The sequence below is a fragment of the Yersinia entomophaga genome (assembly GCF_001656035.1).
GTDB lineage: Bacteria > Pseudomonadota > Gammaproteobacteria > Enterobacterales > Enterobacteriaceae > Yersinia > Yersinia entomophaga.
Window position 1 is genome coordinate 2699747 of the sequence record NZ_CP010029.1, and the last position, 17650, is coordinate 2717396.

Below are 17650 nucleotides of genomic sequence, written 5' to 3' on the forward strand. Positions count from 1 at the left end.
CGAGCCAACGGATCTAAAATTGATAATTAATGAGTAAGGCTGTCACTTTTACATTTGGTGAGCTTGAAATTTACCCAAGGCTAACCTAGGGTTTAATCATAAAGAACAACCGATTAAGCAGTAAGATTTCATTTTTATAAAAATAGATCTGGCCAGCTAATTTAAGGGTAAATGATGAAAAAATATTATCTTATCTGTGGCATCGGTATACCTATGATTCTTCTCAATTCTGCTCTGGCGGCGACCACAACGGGCAGCATTAATGCCACATTAACGTTGACTAACGGCTGTTTGGTTAACAACAGTGCAGCAACCAGCGGCCTGACATTAGGTGTCTTAAGCTTTGGTTCATTCACCACCACCGGATTTACCGGTGGCTCGGCAACTCTTTCGGGAGCTTCAGGTACGGGAAGCAGCGCCATCAGCGTGAAATGTTCCCCTGGTATCACCCCTGTGCTAACCATTACCGGCAGTAATGCAGCTCCGGCCAACATACACGGCACTGTGCCGTCTACCGGCCCGCGCTATCTGGTCGGTACAACCAACACGACTCAGGCGATTGCCTATGGTCTTTATACTTCGAATTCTTTTACCACACCGATTGTCAACGCCACTACAGTGACGCCAACCACCACCGGCGATGCCACCTACGGCAACCTGTATACCTTCTTCGGTAACATAACCGGCGTAACCGGCGGCACTGACATTTACCCGGATATTTACACCGATACTATCGGCGTACAGGTAACTTATTAACGTCTGGGAGAATGGAGAGGCTATGTGCCATAGAAAATGGGGTTTTGCATTTTTTATCTATCATAGCCCAGCAATATTAGTATTTTTGGTCTTTCCGGTATTGGCATTGCCGACACAATCTTTTCAGGTCGGGGCAATTATTTCCAATGGCTGCCTGATCAGCGGCACTAATACCGGCGTATTTGGGCAGATTAATTTCGGAACTTACCCCGGCACGTCCACCGCTCAGGTCAACGGTACTTATACGCAAAGCTCGACTATTACTCTCGCCTGCACGCCTGGTACCCTTCTCAATATGAGTATTAACGGTGGAGCTAATTACACTTCGACCCGTAATCTTAAAATCAGCGGACAATCCTATTTAGTGCCCTATTCACTTTATAACAGTACAACCAATGCGGCTATTCCGGTCAATAGCAACGTCGCCGTCACCTTTAGCAATGCGAATAATATTACTTTGCCAATTTATGGGCTGTTAACTCTGAATGGAAATAACTATTCAGGGCTTTATACGGACACCTTAACAGTGACTTTAACCTGGTAATAAATACAATGAAAAAAATAAACACTCTCGCTAAAAAATGTTATAAGCCATTTATTTTATTAATTTTAACCGGGTTTTCCTTCAATATTTTCGCAACCAATAATGTGTTGATTTGGCCTATTGACCCGGTCATTCCCGCCGATCAAAAGTCCTCTAGCCTATGGGTTGAAAATAAAGGCGATCAGGCCACTATGATGCAGGTTCGTATTCTGGGCTGGCAGCAAACGGCGGGCAAAGAAGGTTATCTCAATCAACAAAACGTTATTGCCAGCCCGCCAATTATTCGTATTGAAGCCGGTAAAAAACAGTTAATTCGTTTAATTAAACAGGTGAATCCTACTGCAGGGCAAGAGCAGGCCTACCGCATTTTGATTGATGAAATTCCGACTCCAACGCTTTCTGCCAAAGCGCAGGAAGGTGCAGGCGTTAATTTTCAGATGCGTTACTCCATTCCACTCTTCGTCTACGGTGATGGATTGGATTACGGCAATGTGGCCGCAGACAAGAATACCCATCAACCACAGCTAAGCTGGCAATTGGTGGAGCTACAGGGAAAAAAAATGCTGGAAGTCACCAATAGCGGTGCAATTCACGCGCGTCTGAGCGATGTGAAACTTCAGCAAGGCGGCCAAAATCATCAGGTGGCAGAAGGACTATTAGGCTATGTTCTGGCGAATTCCAGCCAACGCTGGCCTGTCAGCGTGAGTTCCGCCAGCTCGCTGACCATGCAAGTCAATAATCAAAAAAACGTCAAACTCAGCATGAAGTAATTTAATAGGGACGATCAGACCGCATACTGATGAAAAACTACCGTAATTCTCCTTTTTGGGGGCTGGTTATCATTACGACAGGTTTTTCTGGTTTTTATACTGAAGCGCGGGCAGATGAGGTGATGTCCGAGCTGCCTCCACCGCCGAGCGCGCTATCGGCCGATGGGGCGATTCAGTACCAGCTGGAACTTGTTATTAATCAATATGCAACGGGGCAGGTCGTACCGGTTGAGTTTCAGCGTGGGCATTATTTGGTACAGGGAAAAGATCTAGAACAGGCAGGCATTATCGCCGAGCACCTGACGTTCCCAACGACTGATATCAGTACCAATCCGAATATTAAACTAAAATATGACAGCGAAAACCAACGCCTGCTGCTCGATGTCCCTACCCATTGGCTGCCTAATCAGGCGCTATCGAATAACATGGGAAACCCAAAATATCAGGCTGTTAGCAGCACCGGAGCGTTATTCAATTACGATATTTATGCCTCCCGCTACCAAGGTAATAGCCAGTTGGCGGCATGGAGTGAACAACGCCTGTTCGGTACTCAAGGCTACCTGTCTAATTCTGGGGTGATAAAGCAGACGCTGGCCGGTGAATCTATCGATAATAACGGCGGCTACCTCCGCTATGACACCCGGTTTTCCCACTTCGACGAAACCAATGCCGTTCGCTGGCAGGCAGGGGATTTGATCACAGATTCACTGGCCTGGAGCAACAGCATCCGCGTAGGTGGGCTCAGCGTTTCCCGCGATTTTTCTATTCGTCCCGATATCATTACCTTCCCATTGCCGCAGTTTTCCGGTCAGGCGGTCGTCCCCACATCCGTTGATTTATTTATCAACGGCAATATGACCAGCAGCAATAACGTTCGCCCCGGCCCTTTTACTCTGACCAACGTGCCTTTTATCAACGGTGCGGGAGAAGCGACGGTCATCACCAATGACGCGTTGGGGCGGCAGATTTCGGTCTCTTTGCCATTTTATGTCGCCAGTACCTTGCTCAAACCGGGTTTGTCCGATTACGCATTTTCTATCGGAGCCATACGTCGTGGTTATGGAGTGGATAGTTTTAATTATGGCTCTGCCGCCGTGAGTGGCTCTTATCGCTATGGCGTAACCAATTATCTTACTCTGGAGAGCCACGCCGAAGGTGCGGAATCACTCGCTTTGGGTGGCGTAGGCAGCGTGTTTAAACTTGGGAATCTCGGCGTAGTTAACGCGTCTTACAGCCAGAGCCAAATGCGTGGCCAGAATGGCGATCAGATAAGTTGGGGCTATCAATATAATACCGGCCTTTTCAATTTAGGAACTCAGCAGACATACCGCAGCGATACTTTCGGTAATTTGGCAATTTACGATAATCAGGACGCCAACAGTACCAACAGCGGCAGCAATAATAACGGTGCGATTTATTCCCTTAGCCGCCGCAGCGCACAATACTCCGCCAGTATTATGCTGAATGAATTCGGCAATCTGGGTGCCGCCTACATTGACGTCAGCGGAAGAAATGACGAGCGGACGCGATTGTTGAATCTCTCATGGAGCCGCACGCTTTTCTCCGGTAGCAATCTATATATTTCAGCCACGCGAGATATTGGTGCTAACGGTTGGTCCGGCGCAGTTTCGTTGGTCATTCCATTTGGCGCATTATCCAATACCAGTATTTCCAGCCAACGTAGTATTGACGGACAGGCTCGTCAGCAGGTGAGCTACAGCCGCGGAATGCCTAGCGATGGCGGCCTGAGCTGGGATCTGGCCTACGCTCATCAATCCGATCAGAAAAATTATCAGCAGGCCAGCTTGAACTGGCGCAACGCCAGCTTTGAATCCAGCATCGGCGCCTATGGAAATACCGGAGACTACACTCAATGGGCAGATTTGAGCGGCTCGTTAGTATTAATGGATAAATCGCTGTTTGCGACCAACCGTATCAGCGACGCTTTTGTATTGGTCAACACCAACAATTATCCCAATGTGAGAGTGCGATATGAAAACCAACTGATTGGCGTGACCGATAGCGGCGGCCATCTTTTGGTACCCAGAGTCACGTCTTATTATCCGGCTAAATACGAGATTGATACCACCGACCTCCCGGCGGGTATCCAAATTTCCAATACAGAAAAACGGTTTTCGGTGCAGCGAAACAGCGGCTATATGATTAATTTCGACATTAAAAAGTCAAACTCGCTCAGTTTCGTCGCCATTGACCAACAGGGGAAAAATCTGCCCGTTTCCAGTCGCGTGTTGAAAAATAATCAAACGCGCACTTATGTCGGCTGGGATGGCATTGTGTATCTGGAAGATCTCGAAGCTAGCAATAGTTTGAAAATCATCACCCCAGACGGTCGTCAGTGCCAAATCACTGTGCCTTTTGACGCTTCGGCGCCTCAGCCGGTCATACTCAAAAGCCCGATAGTCTGTACACTTAATCCGGCTCAGGTGAATTAAATGAAAAAAATCATTGGTCTCGCGGTTCTTACTATCGGCTCACTGGTGGGCGGAATCCAAAGCGCTCAGGCGGCCTGTAGCACTGCGTCAACCAACGGTTCCTTCGGTAGCGCCACCTCTTTTGCCGTCAATACCACGGCTAGCAATACCTCGGGTTCCGTTACAGTAACCTGCGCGGCTCTGAGCATAGGCTTGCTCACTCAAGACTCCATCACCTTATCGCTGGTTAGCTCCACCGCCGTCAACGGCACCTATGCTGCCATGACCGCCGGTGGAACCGATACGATCCCGGTAACGGTCTGCGCGGCCGTTCCTACAGCGACAACCTGTGCTTCTCCGCTGCCGTTAAATGGCGCTAGCGTCACTTTTGCCGGTGCCAGCCTGATCAATCTCTCTTTGACTCAAAAACAATTCACTCTACCAATTTATATACAAACGGTGATCGGCTCAAACGTAGCGGCGGGAACTTATACAACCACGTTGGGAATCAAAACCAGCTACTCAATCTGCACCGCACTAGTCTGTCTGGGTACCGCAGGAAATACCAACGGGCAACCAATAGTACCGGTCACTGTGACCATCATCGTCACTAACGACTGCACGACGATCACCGCGCCGCCCGTCAGTTTTGGCACTCAACCCTTGCTCAGCAGCTTTGCCTCCGTCAGTAACCAGGCTATCAACGTAATCTGTACCAAGGGCAGCATTTATACTGTCAGTCTGGATAATGGGCAGCACGCGGTGAGCAATGTGCGCTATATGTCGAACGGAACCTCTTCTATCGCTTACGACATTTATCAGGGTGCAACCAGCAACCGTTGGGGCAGTCTGGCGGCTGGTCAAAGTTGGTCCAGCAGCACCTCCACCAGTATTAGCACCGATTTACTGACGCGCACTTTTGCCTATACGGCAACGATCTTACCAGGCCAAACCACACCGCCAGCCGGTACGTATACCGATACCATTATGGTTTCATTGTCTTTTTAGCTGCATATAAGGGAAGTCGAGAACTGGTGCAAAGAGTCGAGGAACGAGAAGAAGGGAAAGCGAAAAAGAACAAAGGGAAAGGCGTTATACCAAACGGAGTAAATTCTGTCAGGCCACCATCATTATGGCCTGACATTCACTAAACTGATTATTCTAGAGCAGCCTGAACGCTTTTCTTCGCGGCAGCCATCGCCGGATACTTAGCCACCAGATTGGTCATCATGGTGTTGTACTGCACGGCCTGAGCCTGAGTCGGGAACTGCACGCCACCGTTATTAAAGGTCACCTGTGCGCCCTGCTGTTGCAGGAAATCACCCACTTGCACCAAATCCTGCACGAAGGCAGCAACGGTCGGAATAGCGGGAATCAGTGTGGCAGATGGCTGAGTCACCAACTTGTCGTAAACCTGATTGTAAACCGCCTTCAGATCATCCGGCTGTTTCAACGCCGCATGGGCGCTATCGGCCTGATGCTTGGCAGTTTGAATTTGTTGAGTCAATAAATTGAGCGTGCCTGCCGCTTGCTGTAGCGCCGCACGTTTATTCACGTAATCCTGCGCCACGCGAATTTCATCAATCTGAGTGACGGCTGGAGTAAAGCCCGCTTCGATTGATTTATTTAACTGCTGCGTAAAGGTCACTAAAATCGCGTAATCACCAGCATAGTTACCGAATTTCTGCTTTTGATCTTCGCTCAGCGTTGGCAGTTTCATCCCGCTGCGCATGACGGTATTTTGCAGATAGTCGATGAAAGCCTTGCGTTGCTCAGGCTCTTTATCGCCACATGCAGTGAGCTGGAACACCATAAACAGCGCCAAAATTGACGTTAACCAACGAGAATACCTTGTCGTATTCAGTGCAAAAGCCATGTGGAATTACTCCTGTAATAAGCGTTTATTTTCACTAGTGTCCGTTCTTATTACCCATCCCTGAATCAATAAGAATAGCGCAAAGGGAGAGGTTTTCTCCCCCTTTGCTTTGACCGCAGGACCGTTACTGTAGCAGCGAGATATCCGCTACCTGCAAGAACAGCTCACGCAATTTACTTAACAATGTCAGACGGTTGATACGTACGGCATCGTCTTCGGCCATGACCATCACGTTATCGAAGAAGGCATCGACGTTTTCACGTAACGCAGCCAGTTCAACCAATGCTTCCTGATAACGCCCTTCGGCAAACAGCGGCTCCAGCTGATCGCGCAGCACCACCAGATGCGTTGCCAGCTGCAACTCTGCGGTTTCTTTCAGTACCGCAGCGTTCACGCGATCGTTCAGCGTATCGCTAGATTTCGCCAGAATATTCGATACGCGTTTATTGGCCGCAGCCAGCGCCGCTGCCGCTTCCAGAGTACGGAAATGGCTAACCGCTTTCACACGCGCATCAAAATCTGCCGGTTTGGTCGGACGACGAGCCAACACCGCCTGAATGGTATCAACGCTGTGGCCTTCTTCCTGATACCAGGCGCGGAAACGACCCAGCATGAATTCAACCACTTCATCCACAACCTTGCCGTTAGTCAGCTTGCTGCCATACAGGCGCACCGCTTCTTCGGTCAGGGTTTGCAGATCCAACGGCAAGTTCTTCTCAACGAGAATACGCAGTACGCCCAGTGAAGCACGACGCAGCGCAAACGGATCTTTATCGCCTTTTGGATGCTGACCAATACCAAAGATACCTGCCAGCGTGTCCATCTTGTCGGCTATCGCCAGTGCACAAGCGACCGGGTTAGACGGCAGATCGTCACCGGCAAAGCGCGGTTGATACTGTTCGTTTAACGCAACGGCAACGTCTTCAGCTTCGCCATCGTGGCGGGCATAGTGCATTCCCATCACGCCTTGGGTATCAGTGAATTCGAATACCATGTTGGTCATCAAATCACACTTGGAAAGCAAGCCAGCGCGCGTAGCATGGTTAACATCCGCACCAATTTGTTCTGCTACCCAACCGGCCAGAGCCTGAATACGGTCGGTTTTATCACGCAGCGTCCCCAACTGCTGTTGGAACAGCACGGTTTCCAGACGCGGCAGATTATCTTCCAGACGCTGTTTACGGTCAGTCTTGAAGAAGAATTCGGCGTCAGCCAAACGCGGGCGAACCACCTTCTCATTACCGGAAATGATTTGCTGCGGATCTTTAGATTCGATATTGGCAACGAAGATGAAGTTAGGCAGCAATTTGCCCGCGGTGTCATACACCGGGAAATATTTCTGATCCCCTTTCATGGTGTAAACCAGCGCTTCCGCAGGAACAGCGAGGAATTTCTCTTCAAACTTCGCCGTCAGAACTACCGGCCATTCAACCAGCGAAGCCACTTCTTCCAGCAGGCTTTCACTCAGATCGGCAACGCCGCCAATCTTCTGCGCAGCCAGCTCGGCATCACGTTTGATAATGGATTTACGCAATTCATAGTCAGCGATAACTTTGCCGCGTTCCAGCAGGATCTGCGGATACTGATCGGCATTATCGATGGTGAATTCGGCTTCACCCATAAAGCGGTGGCCGCGAATCACGCGATCAGAATCAATGCCTAACACGGTGCCAGCAATCAGCTCATTCCCCAGCAACAGCGTCACGGTATGCACGGGACGAACGAATTGGGTTTCTTTATCACCCCAGCGCATCAATTTAGGAATCGGCAGTTTGCTCAGCGCGGTATTGACCATACCGGCCAGTAACAGCTGCGCCGACTGGCCTTTAACGTGGGCACGATACAGCAGCCATTCACCTTTATCCGTAGCCAGACGCTCGGCCTGATCCACGGTAATACCGCAACCGCGCGCCCAACCTTCGGCAGCCTTGGTTGGCTTGCCTTCGGCATCGAACGCCTGAGAAATGGCAGGGCCACGTTTTTCAACTTCACGATCGGCCTGAGCCGCGCTCAGATTGGCTACTTTAACCGCTAAACGGCGAGGAGCGGCAAACCAGCTGACGTCACCGTGAGATAAATTGGCGTTATCCAGCTCGGCGGTCAGGTTGGCAGCAAAAGATTCCGCCAGGGAACGAAGAGCCTTCGGCGGCAATTCTTCCGTGCCGATTTCCACCAGGAAAGTCTGTTGAGTCATGACAGCCTCTTAGTTCTGATTCTTTTTGCACATAGGGAAGCCAAGGGCTTCGCGGGAAGCGTAGTACGCCTCGGCGACAGCTTTGGTCAGCGTACGGATGCGCAGAATATAGCGTTGACGCTCGGTCACGGAGATCGCTTTACGTGCGTCCAGCAGGTTAAAAGTGTGGCCTGCTTTCAAAATGCGCTCGTAGGCCGGCAACGGCAGCGGATTTTCCAGCGCCAGCAATGACTGGGCTTCTTTCTCATACTGCTCGAAGCAGGAGAACAAGAAATCCACATCGGCGTATTCGAAGTTATAGGTTGATTGCTCAACTTCATTCTGATGATAAATATCGCCGTAGGTGGTTTTACCCAATGGGCCATCGCACCAGACCAGATCGTATACGCTGTCCACGCCCTGGATATACATCGCCAGACGTTCCAGACCGTAAGTGATTTCACCCGTAACTGGCTTGCACTCCAGCCCGCCCACTTGCTGGAAGTAGGTAAACTGGGTGACTTCCATACCATTCAGCCACACTTCCCAGCCCAGCCCCCAGGCACCCAGCGTTGGGTTTTCCCAGTTATCTTCGACGAAGCGAATATCGTGAATGGTCGGATCCAGACCCAACTCTTTCAAAGAACCCAAATACAGTTCCTGAATGTTGTCTGGTGAAGGCTTAATGATCACCTGGAACTGGTAATAATGTTGCAGGCGGTTAGGGTTCTCACCGTAGCGACCATCGGTCGGACGGCGGGAAGGCTGTACATAAGCAGCAGCGATTGGCTCTGGGCCAAGCGCCCGCAGGCAGGTCATTGGGTGGGAGGTACCCGCGCCGACTTCCATGTCCAATGGTTGAACAATGGTGCAGCCTTGGCGCGCCCAATATTCCTGTAACGTCAGGATCAGGCCCTGAAAGGTCTTGGTATCAAACTTTTGCATGTTGGATTCGCACGCGATACAAGTGGATAAAATGGAATGAATCAGTATACCCGCTGACCGTAAGATATACAGCCAGAATCCGGCGAGATGTGTAAATCAGAGGGGGTTTGTTGATTAAATATCCAGTTAAAGGACGTGAAATAACGTAGTAAAGCGGAAATAACCGGCGAGAACCTTAGGTAAAATAATAGAATTCCGATGAACTAATGGAATCAATCTATGACTCGCCTGCGGAAATAGCACGGTCAGAACCGTATCCACTGATATAAACCGAGCGACAAGAAGTACCGGTAAGATACGGTCTGAAACTGTTAATCACGACAAGCTCTTTCACCGCCAGCCCCTTATTTTAATAACCAATCCAGCAGTGCCATGCCAACGGTGACCACGCGACTGAATCGGTATTCTGGTCACGGCGGCGCCCTATCGGAGCAGCAGGGATCGGTTCCCTAGAGCCATACTCGATAAAACAATGATCTGATTTTTGGTCATCGCACAGAGATGGGTAGGTATCACATGAAAATGCCCCTCCGCCTAAGGGATAAGCGGCAAGAGTATGAGAGCAACCGAGGAGCAACCCCAGCCCAAAGGTACACACTGACGACATCCTTAGAATATTTCGCTTAGATGACATAATATACACTCCTATATAATTACACATTGCAACAATAATGGTGTTTAATGCTGCAATTGATCAATTATTAACCAATGGTTATCTGCGTCAAGTTTCTGCCCAAATATAAAATGAGTAGGTTGCTTATCAGGCACCGAACGGCGATTATCCTCCTGCCGAGCATCTCATAGAGGAAACAGTAAGATGGCTTTAGAACGCTGTGGTTGGGTCACTGCCGATCCGTTATATCTTGCCTATCACGACAAGGAATGGGGAATTCCTCAGCGAAACAGTCAGGCGCTGTTTGAGATGATCTGTCTGGAAGGACAACAAGCCGGCTTATCTTGGATTACCGTCTTAAAAAAGCGTGAAAATTACCGAAAAGCTTTCCATAATTTCGATCCTCATTTGGTAGCCAAAATGGGGCCGAATCAGGTGGAAGCATTAGTGCAAGACAGTGGCATTATTCGCCATCGCGGAAAGATTCAGGCCATTATTACCAATGCTCAGGCATATCTGGCTATGGAGGCTAACGGCGAAGATTTCTCCGAATTTATTTGGAGTTTTGTCGATAATACGCCGAAAGTTAATCACTGGTGGAGCCTGGCAGAAGCCCCTGCAACCACACCCGTTTCAGATGCAATGTCCAAGGCGCTGAAAAAGAAAGGCTTTAAATTTATTGGCTCAACTATCTGTTATGCCTTTATGCAAGCCACAGGCTTGGTGAACGATCATATGTGCAACTGTTTCTGTCATCCGGATAACGCCAATAAATGATCCGTAAGGCGAATGCTGAAGATCATAATGCGTTGATCGAGTTATGGTTACCAAGCACCATCGCTGCTCACCCTTTCGTGCCAGAGAGCTACTGGCGCGAAAGCCTTGATTTGGTAAGCAATACCTATATTCCTCAGGCTAGCAATTGGCTATATGAAACACCGAATGGCACCGTTGGATTTATCAGTGTACTGAACGAACAATTGATCGGGGCGCTGTTTGTTGAGCAAAACTACGTCGGTCAAGGCGTTGGCCATGCTCTTATGCAACATGTGCAAACTCGTTATCCTGCGTTAATCCTTGAGGTTTACCAAAAAAATCAGCGAGCCTACCGCTTTTACCGTAAGCATGGGTTTAACGTTTCAGAGCGATCTTATAATGAAGAAACGGGAAATTATGTTTTAACCATGCATTGGGTAAATCATCAAAGATAAAAATAAATATTATTGGCTATTTTCCTACTAAGACTATTAAATTTTAATTACTGACTACAATTGGCCTCGCCGCAAATAAAAAAATAAATGTTATTGGATAGGTTAATATTCAAACCTCCACCTTATAAAAAGGCACAATATAATAAATCATTTTTATATAGGCCTACACTTTCCGCGTCGATGAAAAACCCAAGATGATAATGGAATATTATTTATATAAACATTCATATTTCATTCAGAACAGCAACTTAATGGTGCTATGACTATGGTCGATAAAACTAAGCCCCCGTTATTTTTGTTCTTGCTTTCATCCACTCCATCCTTAGCCGAAGACGGGTTCTATTTCGAATAGTATATATCAAAATGGATGCGTGTATGAAACCCCAAATAGGCAAAATGAATAAAACATGCTTTTATTCAAACGATTACTTCAGTTGGAAACCATGATGTTTACTCCCTAATAGCAAACTGGATCAGAAATCTCCCGCCGCTGATCTGGGCATAAAGTCTATACTGGGACCAGGTTACGCTTTACAACGTTGTCATTCATGGGCGTTATAATCAGGTCGAACCGCCTGGCGCGGTATAAAAAATTTTTCCCGGTAAAGATATACTTTGCTCAATAAACGGGGAAATTGTTAGCCTGAGTATGACTGACTATAACTGTGATAATAACGAAATTGCAGATAGAAACAGCATTGAACTCGCCCTATCATTAACGAACCCACTTTTTTATTGGATCTACCCGCGAAGGTACTATAAGAAGAAGTGAAACGAACGGCGCAAGTTCATTCTCTAACCACATGAAATATAAAACAAAGAGATGGAAAGGAAAGGAAAGGAAAGGAAAGGAAAGGAAAAACTATTTTCTCTGGTAGTTTCAAGCCATCAGAAAAAGTGAGAATTGGATTCAAATGTGATGAACGACAATATTAATAAAGCAACTCTACCAGCCTAATATCTCTATCACCTGCATCTTTATTTTTTGATAAAGACACCTTTAGTGATTCCCTGTTAATAACTACTCATCATGTATTTAAAATCATATTTAACTTATCACCCTATCAGGATGACAAGTTAAATTGTTTACCTAGTAATAATAAAGCCATTTTCCACACCATAAATAACAAAACAATTAAAAGGGATTAATATGTATAAGAATATACTGATTATCATCCTGTCTTCATTTTTATTAACAGGAGCGCCAAGCATAGTTTTATCTCAGGACTTACCGTACACAAATAGGATAAATGATATTGGGCCAATTTATGATTATGATGAACCAGGAATTGAAAGTGGCTATACGTTAATTCAACCGGAAGAGATAATTTATCTGGACATCAATGATATTTTTTCACAACACTGGCAATCAAGAAAAGAAACCTCCGTCAGTAATCCCTATCTGGATTGCGATACAGACTGCACAATATTACAGAAAAAAATTATCCCACTAAACGAAATTTTTACTCAAGCCGCTATTGATCCGAACCATTCCAGCCAGCAAGTTTTATTAAGTTTTGCCCTAACCGAAACCAATGAGTTCAATTTTAGCATTGGACAATATCTGGATATCATCGTTGATAAAAATAGTGTCCGTCTGCTTGGCGGAGCTGTGCCAAAAGGCATTGAAACCCCTCTTAATCATCACTCCAATCAGCTCACTTTTCTTTTCCACGTTCAAGACCAGCAACTCTCTATGAGTTATATGGAGAGCGACAGCACGCAACAGCGCTACCTTTCACCAACAATAAATCTGGAAATAAAAAAATCAAAAGAAATAAATTATTGGCCGGATATCGAGATATTCAACCCCAATCCTGGCAACCCTATACTAGTAAAGAAAATACTATTAACTAGCCAGAGCACTCATAGCCGCTTTAAACGCGGCATCGCCGGGAAAATAGGCTGTTATCTGTCTGGCCCGCTGGCACTCTACAATCTGGTGGTGCAAGGGCATTGCACTCAGGTTGAATCTGCATGGTCGAGCATAAAGTCCTTCTTTGCCGGAAAGGACAGCACCAAAATGATAGTGATTGCAGGGAATCCCATTCCGCTAAAACCGACGGTTACCCCACCCTCTGAGCAGACTGATAACCTGAATGCATTCGAACTCAGCGTTTTGAATACCCACCTGCATCACCAAGCGCTAACGTTGCCTGCCGCAGCCGATTTCTGCCATACATCGATAGATGAAATCAAAGGTGCTCGCTATCCGCGACAAATCAGACACACTTGCGCCAACTGGCTATCCGTCGTGTTACAGGATTTCACCCTGCTATTCGGCAATAGCCTGCGTACCTGGTCCGCAGAGTATCTCACCCAAACGCTAAATGGTATTTTGGATCGCCAGGCAATTGATAATGATAACGACGCCCAAGATGCTTTTATTCGCCAACCTGCCGCTGGCGTGCGACTCATCCAAACCATTGCAGATATTGCTGATAGAGAAGGCCGAGCCGAAGTTATTGAGCAAGTTAGCGGGGCATTTACTCATGCGGTACAGAATTATGCCAACTATGTGATGACTCAACCTTCCTCCGGCCCCTGTACTCCTTCCTGTAGCGATTCAAGTTCAAGTCATAGCAGCTGTAGTTGTTCCGATTGCGATATAGATTCGCCATTAGCGGCTCAGGAATTGCCGCTCGGTACTTATCAGTTAACTCTCTCCGCCTATATTCCTCAACATACGCAACCGCTGATTTTACAAAATGGATTATGGGTAGAGCCAGCGCAAGGTTTTGATATCGAAATAATCCGAGGTACTTTTGCTGAGACTCGCCAACAACGATATGAATTGATGGAAACAATCCAGCTATGGCGAAATGCTTATATCGAAAAAAGAGTGTATTGCAATAAATACGGGAATTTCCCCACGCAAATAGATACGGCACGCTTCGCCGGGCAGTCCACCAGCACTCTGCTGCGCAGTACCTTGCGGTACTTTGACGAAAATAACCTGATTGCAGTAGTCCGATTTAATAACCAAATTATTAATGTGAGCGCGGTATCTCGTTTTTCTGATCCCGATGAAGACGCAAGCATCATACAAGCGAATATTATTGCTACGTTGACTCACCCGGCCTACGTTTTAACCCCCAATAATGAAGGTACCGTTCGCCGCGCTGGCACGGCTGCTCTGCATCAACTTATTCAGCAACTGATTGCCGATGGCGTTCAAACGCTTAGTTCACATGTCATTTCAACGCCTTCCGCTATTGTGAAAAAGCGCCTTGGCTTCAGTTTTATCCCTGACAAACCCCATAGCATCACGCCAACACCTAATAGCGATCTTTAGCCACCGGCTCTCCGCCCTGATAATTTCTTATTCTGGGCGGACAACCATTTCAATATTTGATCAACAGACTTTTCGTGCGCTCTTTGACGATAAACCGGCCAAAAAACCACATTGCGCGGCACTATCAGAGTTTTCTCAATAGTATTCTGCGACGTTTTACCGGATAACGATGCCCATCATTTTCAGCTTCCGAACCCTTAGCGGGAGCTTGCTTCAGGTTTTAGCGACGGTGGATAATTTCTTTACGAAATCCACGTTGATAAACACATTTAAGGACATCACATGCAAAAACGCACACTTGCCATTGTTGCTGCACTCTGCGCAACTTTGACTCTTTCGGCCTGTACCACTAACCCTTATACCGGCGAATCTCAAGCTGGAAAGTCTGGCTACGGTGCCGGTATCGGAGCCTTAGTGGGCGCTGGCGTGGGGGTTTTATCTTCCTCCAAAAAAGATCGCGGCAAAGGCGCACTGATTGGCGCAGCGGCAGGCGCAGCACTGGGTGGTGGTGCCGGTTACTACATGGATGTTCAGGAAGCCAAACTGCGTGACAAAATGCGTGGAACCGGCGTAAGTGTCACTCGTCAGGGTGACAATATCGTACTGAATATGCCAAATAACGTTACCTTCGACACTGATAGCAGTAATTTGAAACCAGCAGGTGCCAATACCCTGACTGGCGTGGCTATGGTATTGAAGGAGTACGAAAAAACGGCGGTCAATGTTATCGGTTATACCGATAGTACCGGCGCTCGCGCTCACAATATGAAGTTGTCCCAGCAACGTGCCGACAGCGTAGGCAGCGCATTGATCACTCAGGGCGTAGCGGCTAACCGTATTCGTACCATTGGCGCAGGCCCGGATAACCCAGTGGCAACCAATAGCACTGCGGCGGGTAAAGCACAAAACCGTCGAGTCGAGATCACACTTAGCCCGCTGTAAATGACAAAAAGGGTGACGGCTCATCACTTTCTGGCCGTCCCCCCTTCACCCCCAAATCTTTCTCGCCCCAGAACATCCCCGATAAACACCGCCACCGCGCAAAGATAATCTATATCACTACCCTATGGATTTCACTTTGTGGCAAGGCGGCAACCGAAAGAGTCGCCAAGAGCTTAGTCCACCAAGTGACTCGGGCGAGTGAGGGAAGCCAACACCGCCACGGCGTGAAAGATGACGGGTATTTGTGATAATCTGCCGCCAGTTACCCTTCCAGGACTAAACCGTGAGCAGTACGAAAGGACCGCGCCCATCTGGGCGAGCAACCATCAATGATGTCGCTAAGAGTGCTAAAACTGGCAAGACTAGCGTCTCTCGCTATTTGAATGGCGAACATAACCTGCTGTCCGATCGATTAAAACTGCGTATTGAAGAAGCTATCGCCAAACTAAATTATCGACCTAGTCAGGTTGCCCGCAGCCTGAAAAGGGGGCGAACCCGATTGATCGGCCTGATTTTGGCGGATATCACCAACCCTTATTCTATTGACGTTATGCGTGGTATTGAAGCCGCTTGCCGTGCTCATGGCTTTACCCTGCTGATGTGCAATACCAACAATCAGGTCGAACAAGAGCAGCATTATCTGCAACTGTTGGGCAGTTATCAGGTGGAAGGGATTGTGGTTAATGCCGTTGGAATGCGGGAAGAGGCGCTGTCGATGCTGCAACAGTCGCGCCTGCCGATGGTGTTGATCGATAGGAAGATCGCCGGTTTCTCCTGCGACATGATTGGCTTGAATAATGCCGAAGCGGCAATCATGGCTACCAATCATTTAGTCGAGCAAAACTATCAGTCTATTTTATTTCTTAGCGAGCCTTTGGGGCTGGTCAATACCCGCCGAGATCGTCTGATGGCGTTCAAAGCAGCGATGGCGGTGCATCCTGAGCGAGCGTCGGAACACGCTGAAGTCACGCTGGAAGATAGTCAGCGAATCAATAACATTGTCGACCAGTTCAACCAGAAACATGGGGATAAACGCCGTGCCATTTTAGTGGCCAACGGCAGCCTAACGCTGCAACTGGCACGCACCTTACGCCACAATAATATTCAGTGGGGCATCGATATTGGCCTGCTCGGATTTGATGAGTTACCTTGGGCGGAACTGGCTGGCGTAGGGATTACCACACTTAAGCAGCCTACTTATCAAATAGGTTACGCCGCACTCGAACAATTAGTGAAACGCATGCAGGGGAGTGATGAACCTCCGGCTGATATCATGTTTTCTGGCGAACTGGTGATACGCGGCTCGACACAGCTTTAGTCCGTCACTTTTGGCTCGTCACAATTCGATAAACACAGCGGCGGGAGCCAGATAAAATATGCTCAGTACGCTCAACCGGTACTTGTAAAGCCTGCTGGAAAACCTCTAACTCCGCGCGACAAAAGCCCTGACAACTGGTCGCAGCGGCGCAAATCGGGCAATGGTTTTCAATCAGTAAGATAGAGCCATCTTCCTGCATTTCCCATTCGGCCATATAGCCTTCGCGCGTACGAATAGCCACCAGGCGCTCCACCCGTTCACCAATATTACTGGCTCCTTTCATAGCCTGAAAGTATTGATCGCGGGTTTCCTGTTCGCGGGTATCAATCAGCAAATTAAGGGCATCTTCACCTAACTTAGTGCGAACCATACGCAGTAATTGCACGGTTAATTCGCCGTGAGCATCGGGAAATCGCGCGTGGCCAGCATCGGTTAATTGCCATAGTTGAATCGGCCGTCCGACGCCTTTAGCCTGTGCGACCGCAATCACCAGACCTTCTTTGGCCAGCTTGACGAACTGCTGACGCGCCGCTTCCCCGGTGGTTCCAAGGATCTTGCCCGCATCCGTTGCCTGTAGTGGGCCGCGGGTTTTCAGCAGCATCAGCAAGCGCTCGGAGACGGATTGCGTGCTTATTACCCCATGGTCGGTGGTATTCATATTACTCCCGATATTAAAAACACATTGGCATTTACCAAGCATATACTTGACTTATTAACCCTGCACGGCCACAGTTATTCCAAGTTAACGCTTGTTTAACTCAGTCTATCATCAAAT

14 protein-coding genes are annotated in these 17650 nt (G+C 48.0%); 10 read left to right on the forward strand and 4 right to left on the reverse strand.

Annotation, left to right across the window (positions count from 1 at the left end):
- Positions 1-213: 213 nt before the first annotated feature.
- Genes PL78_RS12300 through PL78_RS12320 form a run of 5 tightly spaced genes read left to right on the forward strand, consistent with a single transcriptional unit; the run spans position 214 to position 5510 of the window.
- A complete protein-coding gene (locus tag PL78_RS12300) occupies positions 214-756 on the forward strand; it encodes a spore coat protein U domain-containing protein (protein ID WP_158513764.1) in 543 nt (180 codons plus the stop codon).
- Between the two features lie 22 nt (positions 757-778).
- Positions 779-1300, forward strand: coding sequence for a Csu type fimbrial protein (locus tag PL78_RS12305; RefSeq protein ID WP_064515893.1), 522 nt, complete (start codon positions 779-781; stop codon positions 1298-1300).
- An 8-nt stretch (positions 1301-1308) separates the two neighbouring features.
- Complete coding sequence (locus PL78_RS12310; RefSeq protein ID WP_064515897.1) at positions 1309-2070, forward strand: fimbrial biogenesis chaperone; 762 nt, start codon at positions 1309-1311, stop codon at positions 2068-2070.
- Positions 2071-2099: 29 nt separating this feature from the next.
- Positions 2100-4523: a fimbria/pilus outer membrane usher protein gene (locus PL78_RS12315; protein ID WP_064515898.1), complete on the forward strand. Its 2424-nt coding sequence runs from the start codon at positions 2100-2102 to the stop codon at positions 4521-4523.
- Complete coding sequence (locus tag PL78_RS12320; protein WP_064515901.1) at positions 4524-5510, forward strand: Csu type fimbrial protein; 987 nt, start codon at positions 4524-4526, stop codon at positions 5508-5510.
- Between the two features lie 148 nt (positions 5511-5658).
- On the opposite strand, the gene PL78_RS12325 is transcribed toward PL78_RS12320, so the two are convergent.
- The 3 genes from PL78_RS12325 to glyQ all read right to left on the reverse strand — a co-directional run bounded on the left by PL78_RS12325 (position 5659) and on the right by glyQ (position 9496).
- Positions 5659-6378 carry a DUF3053 domain-containing protein gene (locus tag PL78_RS12325; protein ID WP_064515902.1) on the reverse strand — a complete coding sequence of 240 codons (720 nt, stop codon included), beginning with the start codon at positions 6376-6378 and terminating at the stop codon, positions 5659-5661.
- A gap of 124 nt (positions 6379-6502) precedes the next feature.
- Complete coding sequence (gene glyS / locus PL78_RS12330) at positions 6503-8572, reverse strand: glycine--tRNA ligase subunit beta (protein ID WP_064515904.1); 2070 nt, start codon at positions 8570-8572, stop codon at positions 6503-6505.
- A gap of 9 nt (positions 8573-8581) precedes the next feature.
- Entirely contained in the window at positions 8582-9496 is a 915-nt protein-coding gene (gene glyQ, locus PL78_RS12335; protein WP_049597387.1) for a glycine--tRNA ligase subunit alpha, read from the reverse strand.
- Between the two features lie 817 nt (positions 9497-10313).
- On the opposite strand from glyQ, the gene PL78_RS12340 reads away from it, so the two are divergent.
- From PL78_RS12340 to PL78_RS12360, 5 genes are all read left to right on the forward strand, one after another.
- Complete coding sequence (locus PL78_RS12340; protein WP_064515907.1) at positions 10314-10886, forward strand: DNA-3-methyladenine glycosylase I; 573 nt, start codon at positions 10314-10316, stop codon at positions 10884-10886.
- The gene (locus PL78_RS12345; protein WP_064515909.1) at positions 10883-11320 is read left to right on the forward strand and encodes an N-acetyltransferase; all 438 of its coding nucleotides are present in this window, start codon (positions 10883-10885) and stop codon (positions 11318-11320) included. Before PL78_RS12340 ends, PL78_RS12345 begins: the two co-directional genes overlap by 4 nt.
- Before the next feature lie 1150 nt (positions 11321-12470).
- The gene (locus PL78_RS12350; protein WP_064515910.1) at positions 12471-14615 is read left to right on the forward strand and encodes a hypothetical protein; all 2145 of its coding nucleotides are present in this window, start codon (positions 12471-12473) and stop codon (positions 14613-14615) included.
- 282 nt (positions 14616-14897) lie between these two features.
- The gene (locus PL78_RS12355; protein ID WP_064515912.1) at positions 14898-15557 is read left to right on the forward strand and encodes an OmpA family lipoprotein; all 660 of its coding nucleotides are present in this window, start codon (positions 14898-14900) and stop codon (positions 15555-15557) included.
- Between the two features lie 283 nt (positions 15558-15840).
- Entirely contained in the window at positions 15841-16875 is a 1035-nt protein-coding gene (locus PL78_RS12360) for a LacI family DNA-binding transcriptional regulator (protein WP_064515915.1), read from the forward strand.
- A gap of 4 nt (positions 16876-16879) precedes the next feature.
- Here the strand turns inward: PL78_RS12360 and PL78_RS12365 are convergent, their stop codons facing one another.
- The gene (locus PL78_RS12365; RefSeq protein ID WP_064515917.1) at positions 16880-17533 is read right to left on the reverse strand and encodes a helix-turn-helix transcriptional regulator; all 654 of its coding nucleotides are present in this window, start codon (positions 17531-17533) and stop codon (positions 16880-16882) included.
- Between the last annotated feature and the right edge of the window lie 117 nt (positions 17534-17650).